This is a genomic window from Jeotgalibacillus proteolyticus, from assembly GCF_002926065.1.
Lineage (GTDB): Bacteria > Bacillota > Bacilli > Bacillales > Jeotgalibacillaceae > Jeotgalibacillus > Jeotgalibacillus proteolyticus.
The window spans coordinates 169517-187091 of the sequence record NZ_PREZ01000008.1 but is presented as its reverse complement, the minus strand read 5'-3'; the positions used below and the strand labels follow the sequence as shown (position 1 = coordinate 187091).

Below are 17575 nucleotides of genomic sequence, written 5' to 3'. Positions count from 1 at the left end.
ACATGAAAAAATGGTTAGCAGCTACAGTAGGAGCTGCGTTAGTATTAAGCGGATGTATCCCTTCTTTACAGCCAGAGGATGAAGTCGTGCAGGAAAATGCCCCGGAGGATACAGAAACACAGACAGTCATTATTCCAAACTTTCAAATCTCAGATGAGTACTATCGAACGCTGCTTCCTTTTGAGCCTTCATCTTCAAGAGGAATGGTCGTAAACAATATTCATACGAATTACGATATTGCTGAGCTTGAAAGTGGTCTGATGAGAATAGCACAGCAAAACTTCAGTCCGAATGACTACTTTTTTCAGTCAGGGCAGTTTTTAGAGAGCAGCGTTATCTCAAGCTGGCTGAGCAGAGAGCTGAATGAAGCGCAAATGGCGGAAGAAAGTGTTGAGCCGGAAAATAATCTGGGGTTGAATCCAATCGACCCGGGTGGAGAGAATAGAGCAGCACGTGCAAAGGATAGTCCTATTTATCTTGCACATATTCTTGAACATAATTATTTCACTAAATCCGGAGACGATGACAGCAAGGTGAGGCTTGGCGGAGTTGTTATTGGTCTTGCGTTAAATTCTGTCTACTATTACCAAAATGATAATGATCCGTTTGGTCCTACGTATGAGGAGGACATTCCTCAAGCTGAAATTGAAGAGCAGGGAAAAAGAATTGCGCAGGAAGTAGTAAATCGCATGCGCACAATGGCGCAGGAGGACCCTGAAAAATCAGACCTGGCCGATATACCGATTACTGTCGCCCTGTTTAAACAGGAGCCAAGAAGCTCTGTAATCCCTGGTAACTTTATTGCTTATTCTTCAACAAATGGAGGAGCAAATGAACTGGGTGAATGGAGTGGGATGAATGAAAATTATGTCCTTTTCCCTTCAAGGGAAGCGAATGAGAATTTCAGAAATGATGAAACATCCTTCCTGAATTTCAGACAGGACGTAGAATCCTATTTTCCTAATTTTAATAGTGTCATAGGAAGAGGGCTTTACCATGGCGATCAGCTGTCCAAGCTTAAAATTGACATTCCTATTCAGTTTTATGGAAAAGCGGAAATCGTCGGTTTTACACAATTTGTAGCCGGACGAATTATCGATCAATTTCCTTCCCATTTCGATATTGAGGTAAGCATTACTTCTGTAAATGGACCGGAAGCGCTAATTTTAAAAGAACCGGAAGATACGGATCCGTTTGTTCACATTTATGAGCATTAACTCACTATAAAACTATATGAAAAGGCTGTTGGTGGGGATTAATACCCACCAACAGCCTTTTATCTGTTTATTTAGCTTTAACGTTCCAAATTTCCTTCGCGTACTCGTTTACTGTCCGGTCACTCGAGAAAAAGCCGGAATGGGCAATATTTAAAATACTCATCTTTAGCCATCTTTCTCGGTCTTTATAAGCAGCAGCAACCTGCTCCTGTGCATCTACGTAAGAAGAAAAATCCTTCAATACAAAATATTGGTCGTTTTCCATTAGGAGCGAATCAGAAATCGCTTCGAAATCATAATAGGAATCCCGGAAAAATCCGGAGGTGAGCTGGTCTACTACCTGTTTAATTCTCCTATCATTATGATAGTAATCATGGGAATGATAGCCCCCGTAGCGCTCGTAATGCATAACCTCTTCCGCTTCAAGGCCGAAAATAGAAATATTCTCATGGCCAACCAGATCACGCATTTCTACATTTGCTCCATCCATTGTGCCAATTGTAATGGCGCCATTCATCATGAATTTCATATTTCCTGTGCCGGATGCTTCCTTGCTGGCTGTTGAAATCTGTTCACTGACATTTGTTGCAGGGATAATTTTTTCTGCAAGAGAGACACGATAGTTTTCCAGAAAAACAACTTTAAGGTAGTCCTTTGAGACAGGGTCGTTGTTCACGATATTTGCTACAGAATGAACAAGCTTAATGACCTTCTTTGCATATTCATAGCCGGGTGCTGCCTTTGCACCGAAAATAAACGTGCGTGGATGAGGCTTAAAGGAGGAGTCCTCCTTCATCCGGTTATACAGGTGCATAATATGAAGCACGTTCATAAGCTGTCTTTTGTAAGCATGAAGCCGTTTTATCTGGACATCAAAAATGGAATGCTCATCGACAACAAGCCCATCACGCTCAAAGATCAGTTTTGCAAGCTCTTTCTTTTTCAACTGCTTCATGTTTTCTATCTCAAGTTTAAAGGAGGAGTCATCAGAAAATGCTGCAAGCTCACGCAGACGCTCAGGCTCTGCAATCCATGCTGTTCCGATTGTGTTGTTAATAGAGGCGGTCAGCTCAGGATTTGACTGCAGCAGCCATCTTCTGTGTGTGATACCGTTTGTTTTGTTGTTAAACTTCTCAGGATAGTACTCATGGAAGTTCTTCATTTCCCGCATCTTCAGGATTTCAGTATGAAGCTTCGCTACCCCGTTTACACTATGGCTGCCAACAATAGACAGATGAGCCATTTTGACAAAGCCATGCGCAATGATGGCCATGTGGGCAATCCGGTCCCAATCTCCCGGGTACTCCTGCCACAGCTCCTTGCAAAAGCGTTTATTGATCTCTTCAATAATCATAAAAATACGAGGGAGGAGAGGCTTGAATAAATCGATTGACCATTTTTCAAGCGCCTCAGACAAAATGGTATGGTTCGTATAGGAAATGGTGTTTGTAACAATTGTCCAGGCCTGCTCCCATTTCATCTTTTCTTCGTCAATTAAGATACGCATTAGTTCAGGAATCGCAAGGGCAGGGTGCGTGTCATTAATATGAATCGCAATATGTTCATGAAAGCTGAATAAATCGCTGTGATGCTGTTTGTATTCACGTATAATGCTCTGCAGGCTTGCCCGCACTAAAAAGTATTGCTGCTTGAGTCTTAAAATCTTCCCGTCATTTGACATATCGTTTGGATACAAAAATTCAGAAATTTGCTCTGTGTCGCGTTTATACTGCATGAAATCCTTGTGAGATGGAAAATTCTTAGCAGGCTCAGCACCCCAAAGTCTAAGCGTATTTACACGGTCTGTATCGTAGCCGATAACCGGCATATCATAAGGAACCGCTAATACCGTTTCCGCATGCTCGTGAACATAGGTTAATTTTCCGTTCTTTTCAATCCACTGAACGTCTCCCCAAAAAGGAATTTCAATGGCAAGGTCAGGCTTTCTAACCTCCCAGACGTTTCCGTTTCTGAGCCATTGCTCGGGCAGTTCAACCTGATAGCCATCGATGATTTTTTGTTCAAATAGTCCGTGCTTATACCTTATTCCATGACCATGACCCGGCAGTGTAAGAGAGGCCATTGAGTCGAGAAAGCAAGCTGCCAGACGTCCGAGTCCGCCGTTGCCAAGACCGGCATCTGCTTCTGCTTCCTCGAGATTGCCAAGCTCAATTCCTAACTCCTTTAAGCCATCCTCCACAAGGTCCTTAACCCCGAGATTGACAAGAGAGCTGACGAGAAGTCTTCCCAGCAAAAATTCAATTGAGAGATAGTAGACTTCCTTATGATCCCCTTTACGTGTATCTTCATTTGAAACAATCCAGTTGGAGCTGACATATTCCCGAACCATCATGCCCAGTGTCTGATATTGATGCTGCAGTGTTGAATTAGCGAAGGATACACCGGATGTTTGCTCCAGTCTTCTTGAAAATGACTTTTTAAACTGCTCTTTGTCATGGAACATGAATTAGTGCCTCCTCTGAAGCTTAGTATAGAGCTCATGATATTGAGCAGCTGATTGCGCCCAGCTGTAATCACCGGACATGGCATTTTTAAGTAGCGCAGGCCAGACCTCTTTATGCTTGTAAAAGGATAGGGCGCGCTTAATCGTATATTTCATATCATGGGCATTATAATCTGAGAATGTAAAGCCATTGCCTGTTAATTCAAATTCATTTAATGGATGGACGGTATCATTTAATCCGCCTGTTTCACGGGCGATTGGAATCGTCCCATATTGAAACGAAATCAGCTGGCTGAGTCCGCACGGTTCAAATAGAGAGGGCATTAAAAAGAAATCGGCACCTGCATAAATACGATGAGCCAGCGCCTCGCTAAAACCTATGTAAACACCAGCCTGCTCAGAATAGGTACTCGCCAGGTAATTAAAATACTCCTCATATTCGTATTCGCCGCTTCCTAGAACGATCAGCTGGACATCTTCCTCTTCCAGAATTTCATGCATAATATGCTGAACCAGGGATAAACCTTTTTGCTCTGTCAGTCTTGTTACCATAGCGATGATAGGCGTTTCCTTCGCTTCTGGCAGATTAAATTCTTTTTGGAGGGCAAGCTTATTTAGATCTTTATTAATAGGATCCTCTTTACTGTAATTGGCTTCAATTAAGCGGTCTGTCTCAGGGTTATAGCTTTCAGTATCAATCCCATTAATAATCCCGTGCAGCTTAAAGGACTGCTCTCTTAGCACACCATCCATTTGTTCACCAAAAAATGGCGTCTGGATCTCATCCCGGTAGGTTGGACTTACAGTGGTAATCGCATTCGAGCTTAGAATAGCGCCTTTCATGAAATTCACCATGCCATTGAATTCCACATCACCTGAATCGAAGTGGTAATCCTCCAGGTTCAGCATATCTCCCAGGATATCCCGCTCAAACCACCCCTGGAATTGAAGATTATGAATGGTAAAGACAGTTCTCATATCCCTGTAGTAGGGGTCGCTTTTGTATTTTCGGTCAAGCAGGAAGGGAACCATACCCGAATGCCAGTCATGACAATGGATAAGGTCCGGTTTAAATGGAATAACAGGCAGACTTTCCAGTACAGCCTGGCAGAAAAATGAAAAACGCTCTCCATCATCGTCATGACCGTACAAAGTGTCACGCTTAAAATAATATTCATTATCAATCAGGTAGTAGGTCACTCCGTTATGTACAAGTGTTTCAATTCCGCAATACTGGCTTCTCCAGCTCATTTGAATTGAAATAGAAGTGATTTTTTTAGCCTTTGATAAAAGTTCATCTGCAATAAGTGAGTATTTAGGCATCACAACTCTGACATCTGCACCAAGCTTTATTAGCTCTCTAGGAAGAGCCCCGGCTACATCGCCGAGGCCCCCTGACTTTATAAATGGTGCACATTCAGATACGGCAAATAATATCTTCACATGCTCACCGCCATTTCCCTTACTGTTCCTTTACGAAGCACTAACGGCTTATCAGGAGATCCCTTAAGCGTAACTCCGTCAAGCACCCGGACATCCTTGTCTAAAATAACATGTTCGAGTGTGCAGCCTTCGCCGATCTGGCTTTTTTGCATCACAATACAATTTGTTACATGTGAGCCTTTACCAATTTTAACTGCTCTGGAGATAATACTTGCATCCACTTTGCCTTTAATAACCGCCCCATTTGCTACCATTGAATTTGTAACAATAGCATCTGTTGAGTAGCGGGTAGGCGGCTCATCCTTTACTTTAGTGAAGACCGGACGGTCAGTTGGGAACAGCTGATTCCATACAGAAGCATCAAGCAATTTCATGGAATGCCGGTAATAAGCTTCGATCGAATCCATAGTTGCAGTGTATCCATTATGCTGATAAGAACCGATCTTATAATTGTGAAGAGGCTGCGTCACCACATCTGCTACACTGATAAATTGTGAATTTTTACGGTCTTCAATTAAATCAATCAGAAGTGATTTCTTCAGAATGTACATATCAAGTGATTGAGAGTGATTGACAAGCTCTGTAATATCATGGTCATGGATTAAGTGCTCTGCCAGAGCCTCCTCAATATCAATATTGGTAATGACGTAGCTATTGGCTATGAAAACATAATCCTGATGACTGCGTTTGAAATAGTCGAGATGCTGCTCAAAACGTGCGAAGGATCCCACTGTACTATTTTCATTTGGTTCAAAGTAAGGGGGGAAGAAGAACAGGCCATCCTTCTTCCGGTCAAGATCCCAATTTTTACCTGAGCCAATATGATCCATCAGGGAGCGGTACTGGTGCTTCGGAAAAATCGCAATGCTGTCCACCCCTGAATTCACCATATTGGATAGGATAAAGTCGATAAAGCGGTAGCGCCCAGCAAAGGGAATAGAAGCGACAGAACGGTTTAATGATAAATCCTGAAGCCCGTTAATTACATTTGTTGCATCGATAACACCTAACAGACGGCTCATGCGGTCACGTCCTTTCGCAGTTTTTCAATCATTTCTTCTGTTACCAGAATAATATCATCCGATCCTTCCTCAGGCTCGATTGTAATCCCGTTAGGAACGGTAAGGCATGTTGGAACAATCGCGCGTTTAATCACCGCGTTTTCGCCGATGATGGCATCCGGCATGATAACCGCTTCTTCCACCAGGGCACCTTCACCGATTGTTACACCCTGGAATATTACAGAGGTCTGAACATTCCCTTCAATAAAGCATCCTTCATTAATCAAGGATTCCTGTACCTTTGCTGTAGGTGAGAGATATTGCGGCGGCTGGTTTGGATTTCTGGAATAAATTCTCCATGAGTGATCAAAGAGATTCAGTCCCGGGTTCTCTTCAAGCAAATCCATATTTGCCTCCCAAAGACTTTTGACCGTACCAACATCTTTCCAGTAGCCTTCAAATGGATACGCCATTAAGCGTTTGTCTTCATTTAAAAATAAAGGAATCAAATCCTTACCAAAGTCATGGGAAGAATCCTCATTTACATTATCGACCTCAAGAAACTCTTTTAATGCCTTCCAGTTGAAAATATAGATACCCATAGAAGCGAGATTGCTTCGAGGCTCAGAAGGCTTTTCATCGAACTCAAGAATTTCATAGCTGCTGTTTGTATTCATAATACCGAAACGGTGCGCCTCATCCCATGGAACCTCCACAACTGAAATCGTGGCCTCTGCTTCATTTTGGATGTGGTAATCAAGCATTTTTGAATAATCCATTTTATAAATATGGTCGCCTGAAAGCACAAGGACATACTCAGGATCATATTGTTCAATATATTTCATGTTGTGATAAATCGCATTGGCTGTACCGCTGTACCATTTAACCTCGGATGCCTCTGTGTAAGGAGGGAGAACGGTGACTCCACCGTTGCGGCGGTCAAGGTCCCAGGCACTCCCGATTCCGATATAGGAATTGAGAACGAGGGGCTGATACTGAGTCAGTACGCCGACTGTATCAATTCCTGAATTGGTGCAGTTACTTAAGGTAAAATCAATAATCCGGTATTTTCCTCCAAAAGGAACAGCTGGTTTTGCAAGGTCCGATGTTAATGAGTGCAGCCGGCTTCCCTGTCCTCCTGCTAATAGCATTGCAACACATTTTTTCTTTACCATAAATGTCACACCCCTCATGTTCTAGTTATATCTTTCTTATTTAGCAGGCTTCCACACCGTCATCCCAAGCGGCGGTACACTGATTTTCAAAGCCTGTTTCCGGTTGTGAATGGAGACCGGCTCTGTATCCACATTAGTATTATGCGGCTGATTAGAGCCTCCATACGCTTCCTGATCACTGTTGAATATTTCCTGCCATTTACCTTCAAAAGGAGCTCCAACCAGGAAGGTGTCGTAGGGGATGTTGGTGAAGTTGCAGATGATAACAAGTGTATCATTTTTTCTTCTGCCTTTTCTGATAAAGGAGAAAATACTTTGTTCTGTATTATCTGCATCAATCCATTCAAACCCTTCCGGATCATGGTCAAGCTGAAAAAGCGCTTTTTGACCATGGTAGAACGCCAATAAATCTGTGGTGAAATGATCCATTTTGGCGTGGGATTCAAAGTCTTTGAGGAACCAGTCCAGCCCTTGAGCAAATTTCCACTCATCATATTGGCCAAATTCAGCTCCCATAAATAAAAGCTTTTTACCTGGGTGAACCATCATAAAGCTTAAGAGCAGCCTTAGCTGAGCAAACTTTTCCCAATACTCTCCAGGCATCTTATGAAGCAGAGAGCGCTTTCCATGCACAACTTCATCATGCGATAAAGGTAAAATAAAGTTTTCTGTATAAGAATAGACAAGAGAGAAGGTCATCTTATGATGATGATGACTTCGTTCGAACGGAGGTCTCTCCATATAGTCCAGTACATCATTCATCCAGCCCATATTCCACTTATAATTAAAGCCCAGGCCGTTTTCATGTACAGGTGAAGTTACCTTCGGCCAATCTGTTGAATCTTCAGCCATCATTAAAAAGTTAGGGTTTTCCTTAAACACAGCTGTGTTCAGCTCCTGCAGAAATTCCACAGTATAGGGATTTTCTTTTGCCGGCTCGCTGTTTGCCCAGTAAAGCATATTCGCCACTGCATCAACCCGAAGACCGTCAATTCTAAATACATTCATCCAGTAAAGTGCGTTTGAGATTAAAAAGCTCCGTACCTCACCCCTTGCTAAATTAAAATTAGCGGTGCCCCACTCAAGATTTTCCCTATCAGCAGGTGTTTCATACTCATAAGCCGGATCTCCGTCAAAAAGGTAAAGTCCGTGGGCATCCTTGCAAAAATGTCCAGGTACCCAATCCAGCAGTACGCCTATATCCTCCTGATGACAATGGTCGATAAAATACATCAGGTCATGCGGGGTTCCAAAACGGCTGGTAGGGGAGAAGTAACCAATCCCCTGGTAGCCCCAGGAGGCGTCTAATGGATGCTCCGTTAAAGGGAGCAGTTCTATATGTGTAAACCCTCTCTCTTTAACATAAGGGATCAGCTCATCGACCAGCTCACGGTAGGTATAGTAAGAGCCGTCCTCTTTTTGCTTCCACGAATTCAAATGCAATTCATAAATGGAAAGCGGCCTTTCGTAAATAGGCTTTCTGCGCTTGACGCGCTGCCTGTAGAGTTTATCGTTCCATGAGTACCCCTTCAGATCATATACGACAGAAGCTGTGTTTGGGCGAAGCTCTGAATAAAATGCATAAGGATCAGCTTTTAGAAGAACCTCGCCTCTTTTTGATTTAATTGAATATTTATAAATTTCACCTTCAAGATTTTGTTCAATTCCGATGCTCCAGATCCCCTCGTTGTTAATTCTTTCCAAAGCATGCTCTTCGGCGTCCCAATTATTAAAGTTTCCCACTACCGAAACCTCAACAGCATTGGGGGCCCAGACGGTAAATTGGGTGACAGTTCCTGAACGTTTTTTAAGCAGATGAGCCCCAAAGAGCTTGTGAGCCTGGTAAAGTGTGCCTTCATGAAATAAATGTACATCGTAGTCGCTTGGTGCAACAATCATAAGAGGCTCTCATCCTTTCTACATTGTGTTTAGTTACCTATTCTACAAAGATGCTCGATTATCCTTGAATATAAAGAGATTTTCAGAAAAATTTATAGGCCGGTGGCAGGGAGTAAAAAAAATTCCCAAAGAAAGTCAACTTCTAAATTTATGTACCCGGTTTTCTTCATTAATAACCATTGCAGAAGTAAATCATAATTGGACAAAAAAAGCCAGAGGAAATGGATCCCTCCGGCTACTTGTTTATTTATTTAATTCTGATTCATGAACCTTTTCAAACTTATCATAGCCCTCACGAACTGGCTTACGGGAATTCCCGGTCGTTAAGCTGACCACAATGATTGCAAGAGTACTTAGGAAGAACCCTGGAATCATCTCATAAAGGAAGCCGCTAAGCTGGAATACATAAACCCAGAGAATAACGGTAATCGCCCCAACGAGCATTCCTGCAAGTGCTCCCCAGCGGTTCATCCGCTTCCAGTAAAGGCTGAGCAAAATGGCCGGACCAAAAGCAGAACCAAATCCAGCCCACGCATTACTTACCAGATCAAGAATCGAACTGTTCGAGTTTAACGAAAGCAGAATGGCTACAATAGCTACCAATAGGACTGATCCTCTTCCGACTAACACAAGCTCCTTGTCAGAAGCATTGCGCTTTAAGAAGGTATTATAAAAGTCCTCAGTTAAGGCACTTGATGTCACCAGAAGCTGAGAAGAAATCGTACTCATAATAGCTGCCAAAATAGCAGCTAGCAAGAAGCCGGAAATAATCGGGTGAAACAGAACCTGTGAGAAGAATACAAAAATCGTTTCAGGATCCTCAAGCTCCGCACCTGTTGCAGACACATAGGCAATCCCTGTAAAACCGGTAAATAAAGCACCGATAACAGCAACAATCATCCAGGTCATTCCGATTCTTCTGGCAGTTTTTAACGCCTTAACATTACGGATTGCCATAAAGCGGACAATAATATGCGGCTGTCCGAAATAGCCAAGCCCCCACGCCATCAGCCCTATAAAGCCTAAGAAAGTCGTTCCTTGAAAAAAGGAAGTCATCGTCGGGTCAATGGCTTCGATTGTTTCAAATGTCGGGCCGATCCCGCCGAGCTCAATAAATGCGACAACAGGTACAAGAATCAGGGCAACAAACATAATACAGCCCTGTACAAAATCTGTGATACTAACAGCCAGGAAGCCGCCAAATAAAGTGTAGGCAAGTACAACCCCCGCTGTAATTAAAAGACCGGTTAAATAATCCATCTGAAATGCGCTTTGGAAAAGCACGCCTCCTGCGACCATTCCTGAAGAGGTGTAAACCGTAAAGAAGATAATAATAACAATTGCAGAAACCAAACGAAGAATTCTTGTATTATCGACAAATCGATTTTCAAAATAATCCGGGATGGTAATGGAATCATTTGCAACCTCTGTATACGTTCGCAGACGCGGTGCAACCAAAATATAATTCAAGTAAGCACCGATGGATAAACCAACCGCAATCCACATTCCCGAGAAGCCGGAAAGATAGATTGCGCCTGGTAGACCAAGAAGCATCCAGCCGCTCATGTCTGATGCTCCAGCAGAAAGTGCTGTAACCGCAGGTCCTACTTTTCTTCCTCCAAGCATGTATTCAGATAAATCTCCGGTAGATCGTTTGTAGGCATAATAACCGATGCCCAGCATGACAAGAAAATAAAGCCCGAGTGAAATATAGACTTCATAGCCAATTTCAACGTTGTCCACAAAATCGCTCCTTTCATCATGATGTAGTTTTGTATGACATTATTCGACATACTTACAGTTGAATAACCTATCAAATAAGTATCCTTTATTCAAGGGAGTCAAACTAGGAAACGGATGGTAATAAAGGCTCAAGAGCTTATAAGGACAGGGGTTAGCTGAGATTTAACAAAAAATTAAAATAAAAATATTCAGACTATTATACCAGGGTGAATACGGGGAAAATAGGAAATATTGTTTTTGAGAAGCAAAAAATAATATCTATTAGTTCTTTTTGAATGAGTAGTTAAAAATTAGTATTAAAAACAAGACTCATTGCGTTTGTTGTTATTCTCGCGCTAATTCTTTTTACTATGCATTGGTTAAGTTAAATAAGGAAGTAAAAGGGATCATTTTATCCTATCGTCTAACAGGTGTCTTTCAGTGAAATGAATGATTAAATCAAGTACAATGATGCCATATGAAAGTGTAATTCAAAGTATAGCAAAGAGGTGACAGCATGAGTAATAACAGAAAAAGTGTAGATGACTATATTCAGGATGGTATATACGGAGCAAAAGAAATTCTTCCGGATGAAAGGCGAAAATATTTAGGAACGATTCGGGAGAGAATTGAGTATGTTCTTTTGCAGACTCAGGTAAGAGAAGAAGAGGCTTACTCTGAAATAGAGGAAGCCATGAAAAAGAATAAAAACCTTAAGCTTTTCTTAAATGGAAATATGAGCTACAGCTTTTTATCTAAATATATTCGGCTAGCTGATAAGTACAAAGTATCTTATACATCTGTTTCCAATAAGGAGCACAATTCTGAGTACGGGCTGGTGCTTGCACATGAGGAAGCCGTTGATAAGGAGCGCATTGAGATTTCAAAAAGAGCTAAACCAAGTGAAAGTATTGAGGAAAAACCCTCTTTCTTTAAACGTTTCTTCGGATAGGGCTGCTAAAGAAAAACGACTGCACCGAATTATCGGATATGGATTTGCCTTCTAAAGCGCATTTTTGGTATGATAAGCAGTATTGTGAGTGTTCGAACAATCGCGGAGGTGACTTACACAATGACAAAAATAACGACGGATCAGGTTAAGCACGTAGCCCACTTGGCGCGTCTTGCTATTACAGAAGAAGAAGCTGAAAAATTTGCCGGACAGCTGGGTTCAATTATTACCTTTGCTGAACAGCTGAATGAGCTTGATACCTCTAATGTAGAGCCTACGACTCATGTGCTTGAAATGAAAAATATTATGCGTGAAGATAAAGCATCAAAAGGCCTTCCACGTGAGGAAGTCTTAAAAAATGCACCGGACCATCAGGATGGTCAAGTGAAGGTGCCAACAATACTGGAATAGGGAGGCGTAGACATGTCATTATTTGATCAGAAGTTGTCCGATCTGCAAGGCCTTCTACATAAAAAAGAGATTACTGTAACCGATCTTGTCCGGGAATCCTATAAGCGAATTTCTGAGGTAGATGATCAGGTTCAGGCGTTTTTAACATTAGATGAAGAGCGTGCACTGGCGCAGGCTGAAGCACTTCAATCAAAATTATCTTCAGATGGTTCGCAGGGAATGCTTTTTGGCATGCCGATTGGCGTAAAGGATAATATCGTTACAAAGGATCTGCGCACAACAGCAGCTAGTAAAATACTTGGAAATTTTGATCCGATCTATAACGCTACAGTAGTCGATAAGCTTCGGGCTGCAGATGCGATTACGATTGGAAAATTAAATATGGATGAATTTGCGATGGGATCTTCTACTGAAAACTCCTCCATGAGAAAAACAAAAAATCCATGGAACTTAGAAACAGTGCCTGGAGGTTCTTCAGGAGGTTCTGCTGCTGCAGTAGCTGCAGGAGAGGTGCCATTTTCTTTGGGGTCAGACACAGGGGGCTCCATCCGTCAGCCTGCTTCATTTTGCGGAGTTGTTGGGCTTAAGCCAACCTATGGCCGGGTTTCACGTTTTGGCTTAATTGCATTTGCATCATCATTGGATCAAATCGGTCCGATTACTCGAAATGTCGAGGATAATGCGTACCTATTAGAAGCCATTGCCGGGCTCGATCCCAACGATTCAACTTCAGCAAATGTGAATGTACCAAGCTACCGCCAGGCTTTAACAGGTGATATTAAAGGCCTGAAAATTGCTGTGCCTAAAGAATACCTTGGTGAAGGGGTAAGCGAAGAGGTCCGCCAATCTGTCCGTAAAGCACTTGATGTGTTAGAAGGACTTGGGGCGACTGTCGATGAAGTATCACTGCCGCATTCTAAATACGGAGTAGCCACTTATTATCTGCTGTCTTCATCTGAAGCATCAGCAAACCTTGCTCGTTTTGACGGTATTCGCTACGGCTACCGTGCAGACAATGCAGAAAATCTAATTGACCTTTATAAAAAAACGCGGGCAGAAGGCTTCGGTGATGAAGTAAAACGCCGTATTATGCTTGGAACGTATGCATTAAGCTCAGGCTATTATGATGCTTACTATAAAAAAGCTCAAAAGGTCCGCACGCTAATTAAGCAGGACTTCGACCAGATCTTTGAACAGTATGATGTAGTCGTCGGACCGACAACACCTACACCATCCTTTAAGATTGGTGAAAAAGTGGACGACCCGCTAACGATGTATGCAAACGATATTTTAACGATTCCGGTTAACCTTGCAGGGGTTCCTGGAATTTCTGTTCCGGCTGGTCTTTCTTCAAACGGATTGCCGCTCGGTCTTCAAATTATCGGCAAGCATTTTGATGAGAGCACGGTTTACCGCGTTGCTCACGCATTTGAACAAGCGACCGAACACCATAAGTTAAAACCAGGATTGTAGGAGGGAGAACAAACATGACTAATTTCGAAACGATTATTGGACTTGAAGTCCATGTAGAGCTTAAAACTGACTCTAAAATGTTCTCTCCTGCACCTGCACATTTTGGTGCGGAGCCGAACACAAACACCAATGTAATTGACCTTGGTTATCCGGGTGTGCTGCCAGTGATCAATAAGCGTGCAGTTGAGTGGGGCATGAAAGCAGCGATGGCTCTAAACTGTGAAATCGCAGAGCAAACGAAATTCGACCGCAAAAACTATTTTTATCCCGACAACCCAAAAGCCTATCAGATTTCACAATTTGATCAGCCGATCGGTGAACATGGATGGGTTGAAATTGAAGTAGACGGCTACAAAAAACGAATCGGCATCACGCGCCTTCACCTGGAGGAGGATGCCGGCAAGCTGACTCACACGGATAAAGGCTATTCACTATGTGACTATAACCGCCAGGGGACGCCGTTAATTGAGATCGTTTCTGAGCCGGATATCAGAACACCGGCAGAAGCCTATGCCTACCTTGAAAAAATTAAATCAATTATTCAATATACAGGAGTATCTGACTGTAAAATGGAAGAGGGTTCACTGCGCTGTGATGCGAATATTTCTCTTCGTCCAATTGGACAGGAGGAATTCGGTACAAAAGCTGAACTGAAAAACCTTAACTCCTTTAACTATGTAAAAAAAGGCCTTGAGCATGAACAAATCCGCCAGGAGCAGGTGCTGCTTTCAGGCGGGGAAATCAGACAGGAATCACGCCGCTATGATGAATCAACCGGTAAAACCCTGCTGATGCGTGTGAAGGAAGGGTCAGATGACTACCGTTATTTCCCTGAACCGGATCTTGTGGCTATGTATATTGATGAGGAGTGGAGAGAAAGCGTAAGAGCTTCTATTCCTGAGCTTCCTGATGCACGTAAAAAGCGTTATGTAGAAGAATTTGGACTTCCCGGCTACGATGCCATGGTTTTGACGTTAACAAAAGAAATGTCCGACTTCTTTGAAGCAACCCTTGAGCAGGGGGCAGATGCTAAGCTTGCTTCAAACTGGCTGATGGGAGAAGTATCCGGCTATCTTAACGCAGAGCAGAAGGAGCTAAAGGATATTGCCTTAACGCCTCAGGGTCTTGCTGGAATGATTAAGCTGATTCAAGACGGCACCATTTCTTCTAAAATAGCGAAAAAGGTCTTTAAAGAGCTGATTGAAAAAGGCGGAGACCCTAAAAAGATCGTGAAAGAAAAAGGGCTAGTCCAAATTTCCGATGAAGGCGAATTACTGAAGTTTGTAACCGATGTTCTCGATGCAAATCCTCAGTCAATTGAAGACTTTAAAAACGGTAAGGACCGCGCCATCGGCTTCCTTGTAGGCCAAATAATGAAGGCTTCAAAAGGCCAGGCAAATCCGCCAATGGTCAACAAGCTGTTAAACCAGGAAATTCAAAAAAGATAATGAACTCAAAAACCGCCATTTTGGCGGTTTTTTTAAATCAAAATAATGGAAAAAATTACTTCTTTGTGTCATTCTGTAGTAGAAAATCAAATAGCTGAGGTGATAAGAATGACTACATTAAATGAATGGTTTGATAAAGGATTAACAGAAGAAGAATATAAAAACTCGATGACAACACATAAGGAAAATATGGAGAATGTGGCAAAGCAGTTTTCACTGCCAGAGGATCAGGAATTTTTTTCATCACTTGCTGCACGTAACATTAGAGCCCTCGTTCTTACAGAGGACTGGTGCGGAGACGCAATGATGAACAACCCTGTTCTGCTGGCGCTCGCAAATGAATCAAACATTAAGGTTCGTTTTCTTTTAAGGGACTCAAACCTTGAATTAATGGACCGCTATTTAACAAACGGTACTGCCCGCTCCATTCCTATCTTTATTTTCATTGATGAAGATGGCAGCGAGATTGGGAAATGGGGACCACGCGCCCAAAAGGTTCAGGAGTTTGTCGATGAATCAAAAAGTACTCTGCCGGCAAAGGAAGATCCCGCATTTAAAACGGGTCAGGAGCTATTATTCAAACAGCTTACCGCCGCTTATCAGGAACGAGAGGATTTTTGGCTTGCAGTTTATGAAGAATTAAAGGCGGTCTTAAAGAATTAACACTTTTTTTCACAGAGGAAAGTGGAAATCTTCATAAGGTCACGTTATGATAAAGATAAGCTGGAGTTCCGGCTTATCTTTTTTTTATGTAAGTAGTGATTTACTTAAACTGGTTTACGCATAGAATGGTACTGGTTACGATTTGCAGCAAAAGGACCATCTATAGATTACAAATGGCATGACTAATCAAAGAGTAGGATGAAGAAATGATGAAAAGAGCAAGAATTATTTATAATCCAACCTCAGGCAGGGAGCTGTTTAAAAAGCATTTGCCGGAGGTATTAATGAAGCTTGAACAGGCAGGCTATGAAACCTCCTGTCATGCGACTACCCGTGCAGGCGATGCAACAGCTGCAGCAGAAATAGCGGTCAACCGCGGACATGATCTTATTATTGCAGCAGGTGGAGACGGCACATTAAACGAGGTTGTAAATGGGATAGCTGAAAAGCCGAACAGACCGAAATTGGGGCTTATTCCGATGGGTACCACAAATGATTTTGCAAGAGCCCTCCACATCCCCCGCGATATTGAAAAAGCGCTGGATATCATCTTAGAAGGAAACACGATCCCTGTAGACCTTGGGAGAATGAATGATAAGTACTTTATTAATATTGCCGGAGGAGGCCGTATTACAGAGCTGACGTATGAAGTGCCAAGCAGACTGAAAACGATGCTAGGCCAGCTTGCCTACTATCTTAAGGGGATTGAAATGCTGCCATCCTTTAAACCATCAGATGTCAGAATTGAATATGATGGTAAGGTATTTGAAGGAGAAGTTATGATTTTTCTTGTCGGTTTAACGAATTCTGTCGGAGGATTTGAAAAACTCGCTCCCGATTCCTCTATAAACGATGGGTTGTTTACTCTGATGTTTTTAAAGAAAACAAATCTTGCGGAAACGATAAGAATTATCTCGCTTGCCCTTAGAGGAGAGCATCTTCATGATCCGCATCTTGTGTATGTTAAGGCTAACCATATTAAAATCACGGCTAAAGAAAAGGTGCAGCTGAATCTTGATGGGGAGTTCGGGGGATTATTGCCGGCAGAATTCCAAAACCTATACCGCCACCTGAATGTTTTTGCGCCGCTTGACCAGCTGCGGGAGCAGGATCGCGTGGATGACGATAAAACCGTAACGTTAAAAAATAATCTGCTTGATTAGATAAGATTGCTCCCAGCTTTTGGGGCGATCTTATTTTTTTAGTGCACAATAAAAGCCAGCCTAAGATGACTGACTTTTTATTGGTACAACCATTCTACTGCATTATCAAGATCTGCTGCCAACGAGCAATCTTCTATTGGCGTCCAACGGAACTGAAAATGCAATCCGCCATCTTCTCCGTCACCGTCAACAACATATTCCCACTCATCTGCTGTATCGGTAGTTACTTCAAGATGGAAGAAGTTCCGTTCGTACACCTTCTTGCGGTCTTCGGCGTAATACATATATTTATGAAGCTTTCCCTGAAGCTGAAGCTCATCACGTTTGAGGCCGCATTCCTCTTCCACCTCACGATATAAAGCATCAATCAGCAGCTCAGAGTCCTCCACTGTGCCGCCTGGTACCTGAAGGCCTGCTTCGGGGTAATCGCGATGTGAGAAAACGAGTAATTCCCTGCTGCCATCCTGAACGCGTGTAATGTATGCAAGCACCTTTCTTTTAACTAATGGTGAATTTGCCATATGAAGCTCTCCTTTTATTATAA

Annotated in this window: 14 protein-coding genes; 7 read left to right on the top strand and 7 right to left on the bottom strand. The window is 42.5% G+C overall.

The genetic code is table 11. From position 1 onward, the window contains the following. Positions 1–2: 2 nt before the first annotated feature. A complete protein-coding gene (locus C4B60_RS18875) occupies positions 3–1217 on the top strand; it encodes a CamS family sex pheromone protein (RefSeq protein ID WP_104059624.1) in 1215 nt (404 codons plus the stop codon). A gap of 67 nt (positions 1218–1284) precedes the next feature. Here C4B60_RS18875 and C4B60_RS18870 read toward each other — a convergent pair whose 3' ends face one another. The 6 genes from C4B60_RS18870 to putP all read right to left on the bottom strand — a co-directional run bounded on the left by C4B60_RS18870 (position 1285) and on the right by putP (position 10942). After that, a complete protein-coding gene (locus C4B60_RS18870; RefSeq protein ID WP_104059590.1) occupies positions 1285–3681 on the bottom strand; it encodes a glycogen/starch/alpha-glucan phosphorylase in 2397 nt (798 codons plus the stop codon). A gap of 3 nt (positions 3682–3684) precedes the next feature. After that, complete coding sequence (glgA, locus tag C4B60_RS18865; protein ID WP_104059589.1) at positions 3685–5124, bottom strand: glycogen synthase GlgA; 1440 nt, start codon at positions 5122–5124, stop codon at positions 3685–3687. Further along, on the bottom strand, positions 5121–6146 hold the full coding sequence (locus C4B60_RS18860; protein WP_104059588.1) for a GlgC family sugar phosphate nucleotidyltransferase: 1026 nt from the start codon (positions 6144–6146) through the stop codon (positions 5121–5123). The genes glgA and C4B60_RS18860 overlap by 4 nt, the downstream gene beginning before the upstream one ends. Then, a complete protein-coding gene (locus C4B60_RS18855; RefSeq protein WP_104059587.1) occupies positions 6143–7300 on the bottom strand; it encodes a glucose-1-phosphate adenylyltransferase in 1158 nt (385 codons plus the stop codon). Before C4B60_RS18855 ends, C4B60_RS18860 begins: the two co-directional genes overlap by 4 nt. Before the next feature lie 36 nt (positions 7301–7336). Further along, complete coding sequence (gene glgB, locus C4B60_RS18850; protein ID WP_342365052.1) at positions 7337–9199, bottom strand: 1,4-alpha-glucan branching protein GlgB; 1863 nt, start codon at positions 9197–9199, stop codon at positions 7337–7339. 243 nt (positions 9200–9442) lie between these two features. After that, entirely contained in the window at positions 9443–10942 is a 1500-nt protein-coding gene (gene putP / locus C4B60_RS18840; protein WP_425331181.1) for a sodium/proline symporter PutP, read from the bottom strand. 496 nt (positions 10943–11438) lie between these two features. Between putP and C4B60_RS18835 the strand changes: the two genes are divergently transcribed. The 6 genes from C4B60_RS18835 to C4B60_RS18810 all read left to right on the top strand — a co-directional run bounded on the left by C4B60_RS18835 (position 11439) and on the right by C4B60_RS18810 (position 17031). Continuing rightward, the gene (locus C4B60_RS18835) at positions 11439–11873 is read left to right on the top strand and encodes a YueI family protein (protein ID WP_104059585.1); all 435 of its coding nucleotides are present in this window, start codon (positions 11439–11441) and stop codon (positions 11871–11873) included. A 120-nt stretch (positions 11874–11993) separates the two neighbouring features. Beyond that, on the top strand, positions 11994–12284 hold the full coding sequence (gatC, locus tag C4B60_RS18830) for an Asp-tRNA(Asn)/Glu-tRNA(Gln) amidotransferase subunit GatC (RefSeq protein WP_104059584.1): 291 nt from the start codon (positions 11994–11996) through the stop codon (positions 12282–12284). A 12-nt stretch (positions 12285–12296) separates the two neighbouring features. Further along, a complete protein-coding gene (gatA, locus tag C4B60_RS18825) occupies positions 12297–13757 on the top strand; it encodes an Asp-tRNA(Asn)/Glu-tRNA(Gln) amidotransferase subunit GatA (RefSeq protein WP_104059583.1) in 1461 nt (486 codons plus the stop codon). Between the two features lie 14 nt (positions 13758–13771). Next, entirely contained in the window at positions 13772–15205 is a 1434-nt protein-coding gene (gatB, locus tag C4B60_RS18820) for an Asp-tRNA(Asn)/Glu-tRNA(Gln) amidotransferase subunit GatB (protein WP_104059582.1), read from the top strand. A gap of 45 nt (positions 15206–15250) precedes the next feature. Next, positions 15251–15868 (top strand): thioredoxin family protein, encoded by a 618-nt coding sequence (locus C4B60_RS18815; RefSeq protein ID WP_245154052.1) that lies wholly within the window; start codon positions 15251–15253, stop codon positions 15866–15868. A 209-nt stretch (positions 15869–16077) separates the two neighbouring features. Beyond that, positions 16078–17031 (top strand): diacylglycerol kinase, encoded by a 954-nt coding sequence (locus C4B60_RS18810; protein WP_104059580.1) that lies wholly within the window; start codon positions 16078–16080, stop codon positions 17029–17031. 77 nt (positions 17032–17108) lie between these two features. Here the strand turns inward: C4B60_RS18810 and C4B60_RS18805 are convergent, their stop codons facing one another. Next, complete coding sequence (locus tag C4B60_RS18805; protein WP_104059579.1) at positions 17109–17552, bottom strand: NUDIX hydrolase; 444 nt, start codon at positions 17550–17552, stop codon at positions 17109–17111. Positions 17553–17575: the final 23 nt, after the last annotated feature.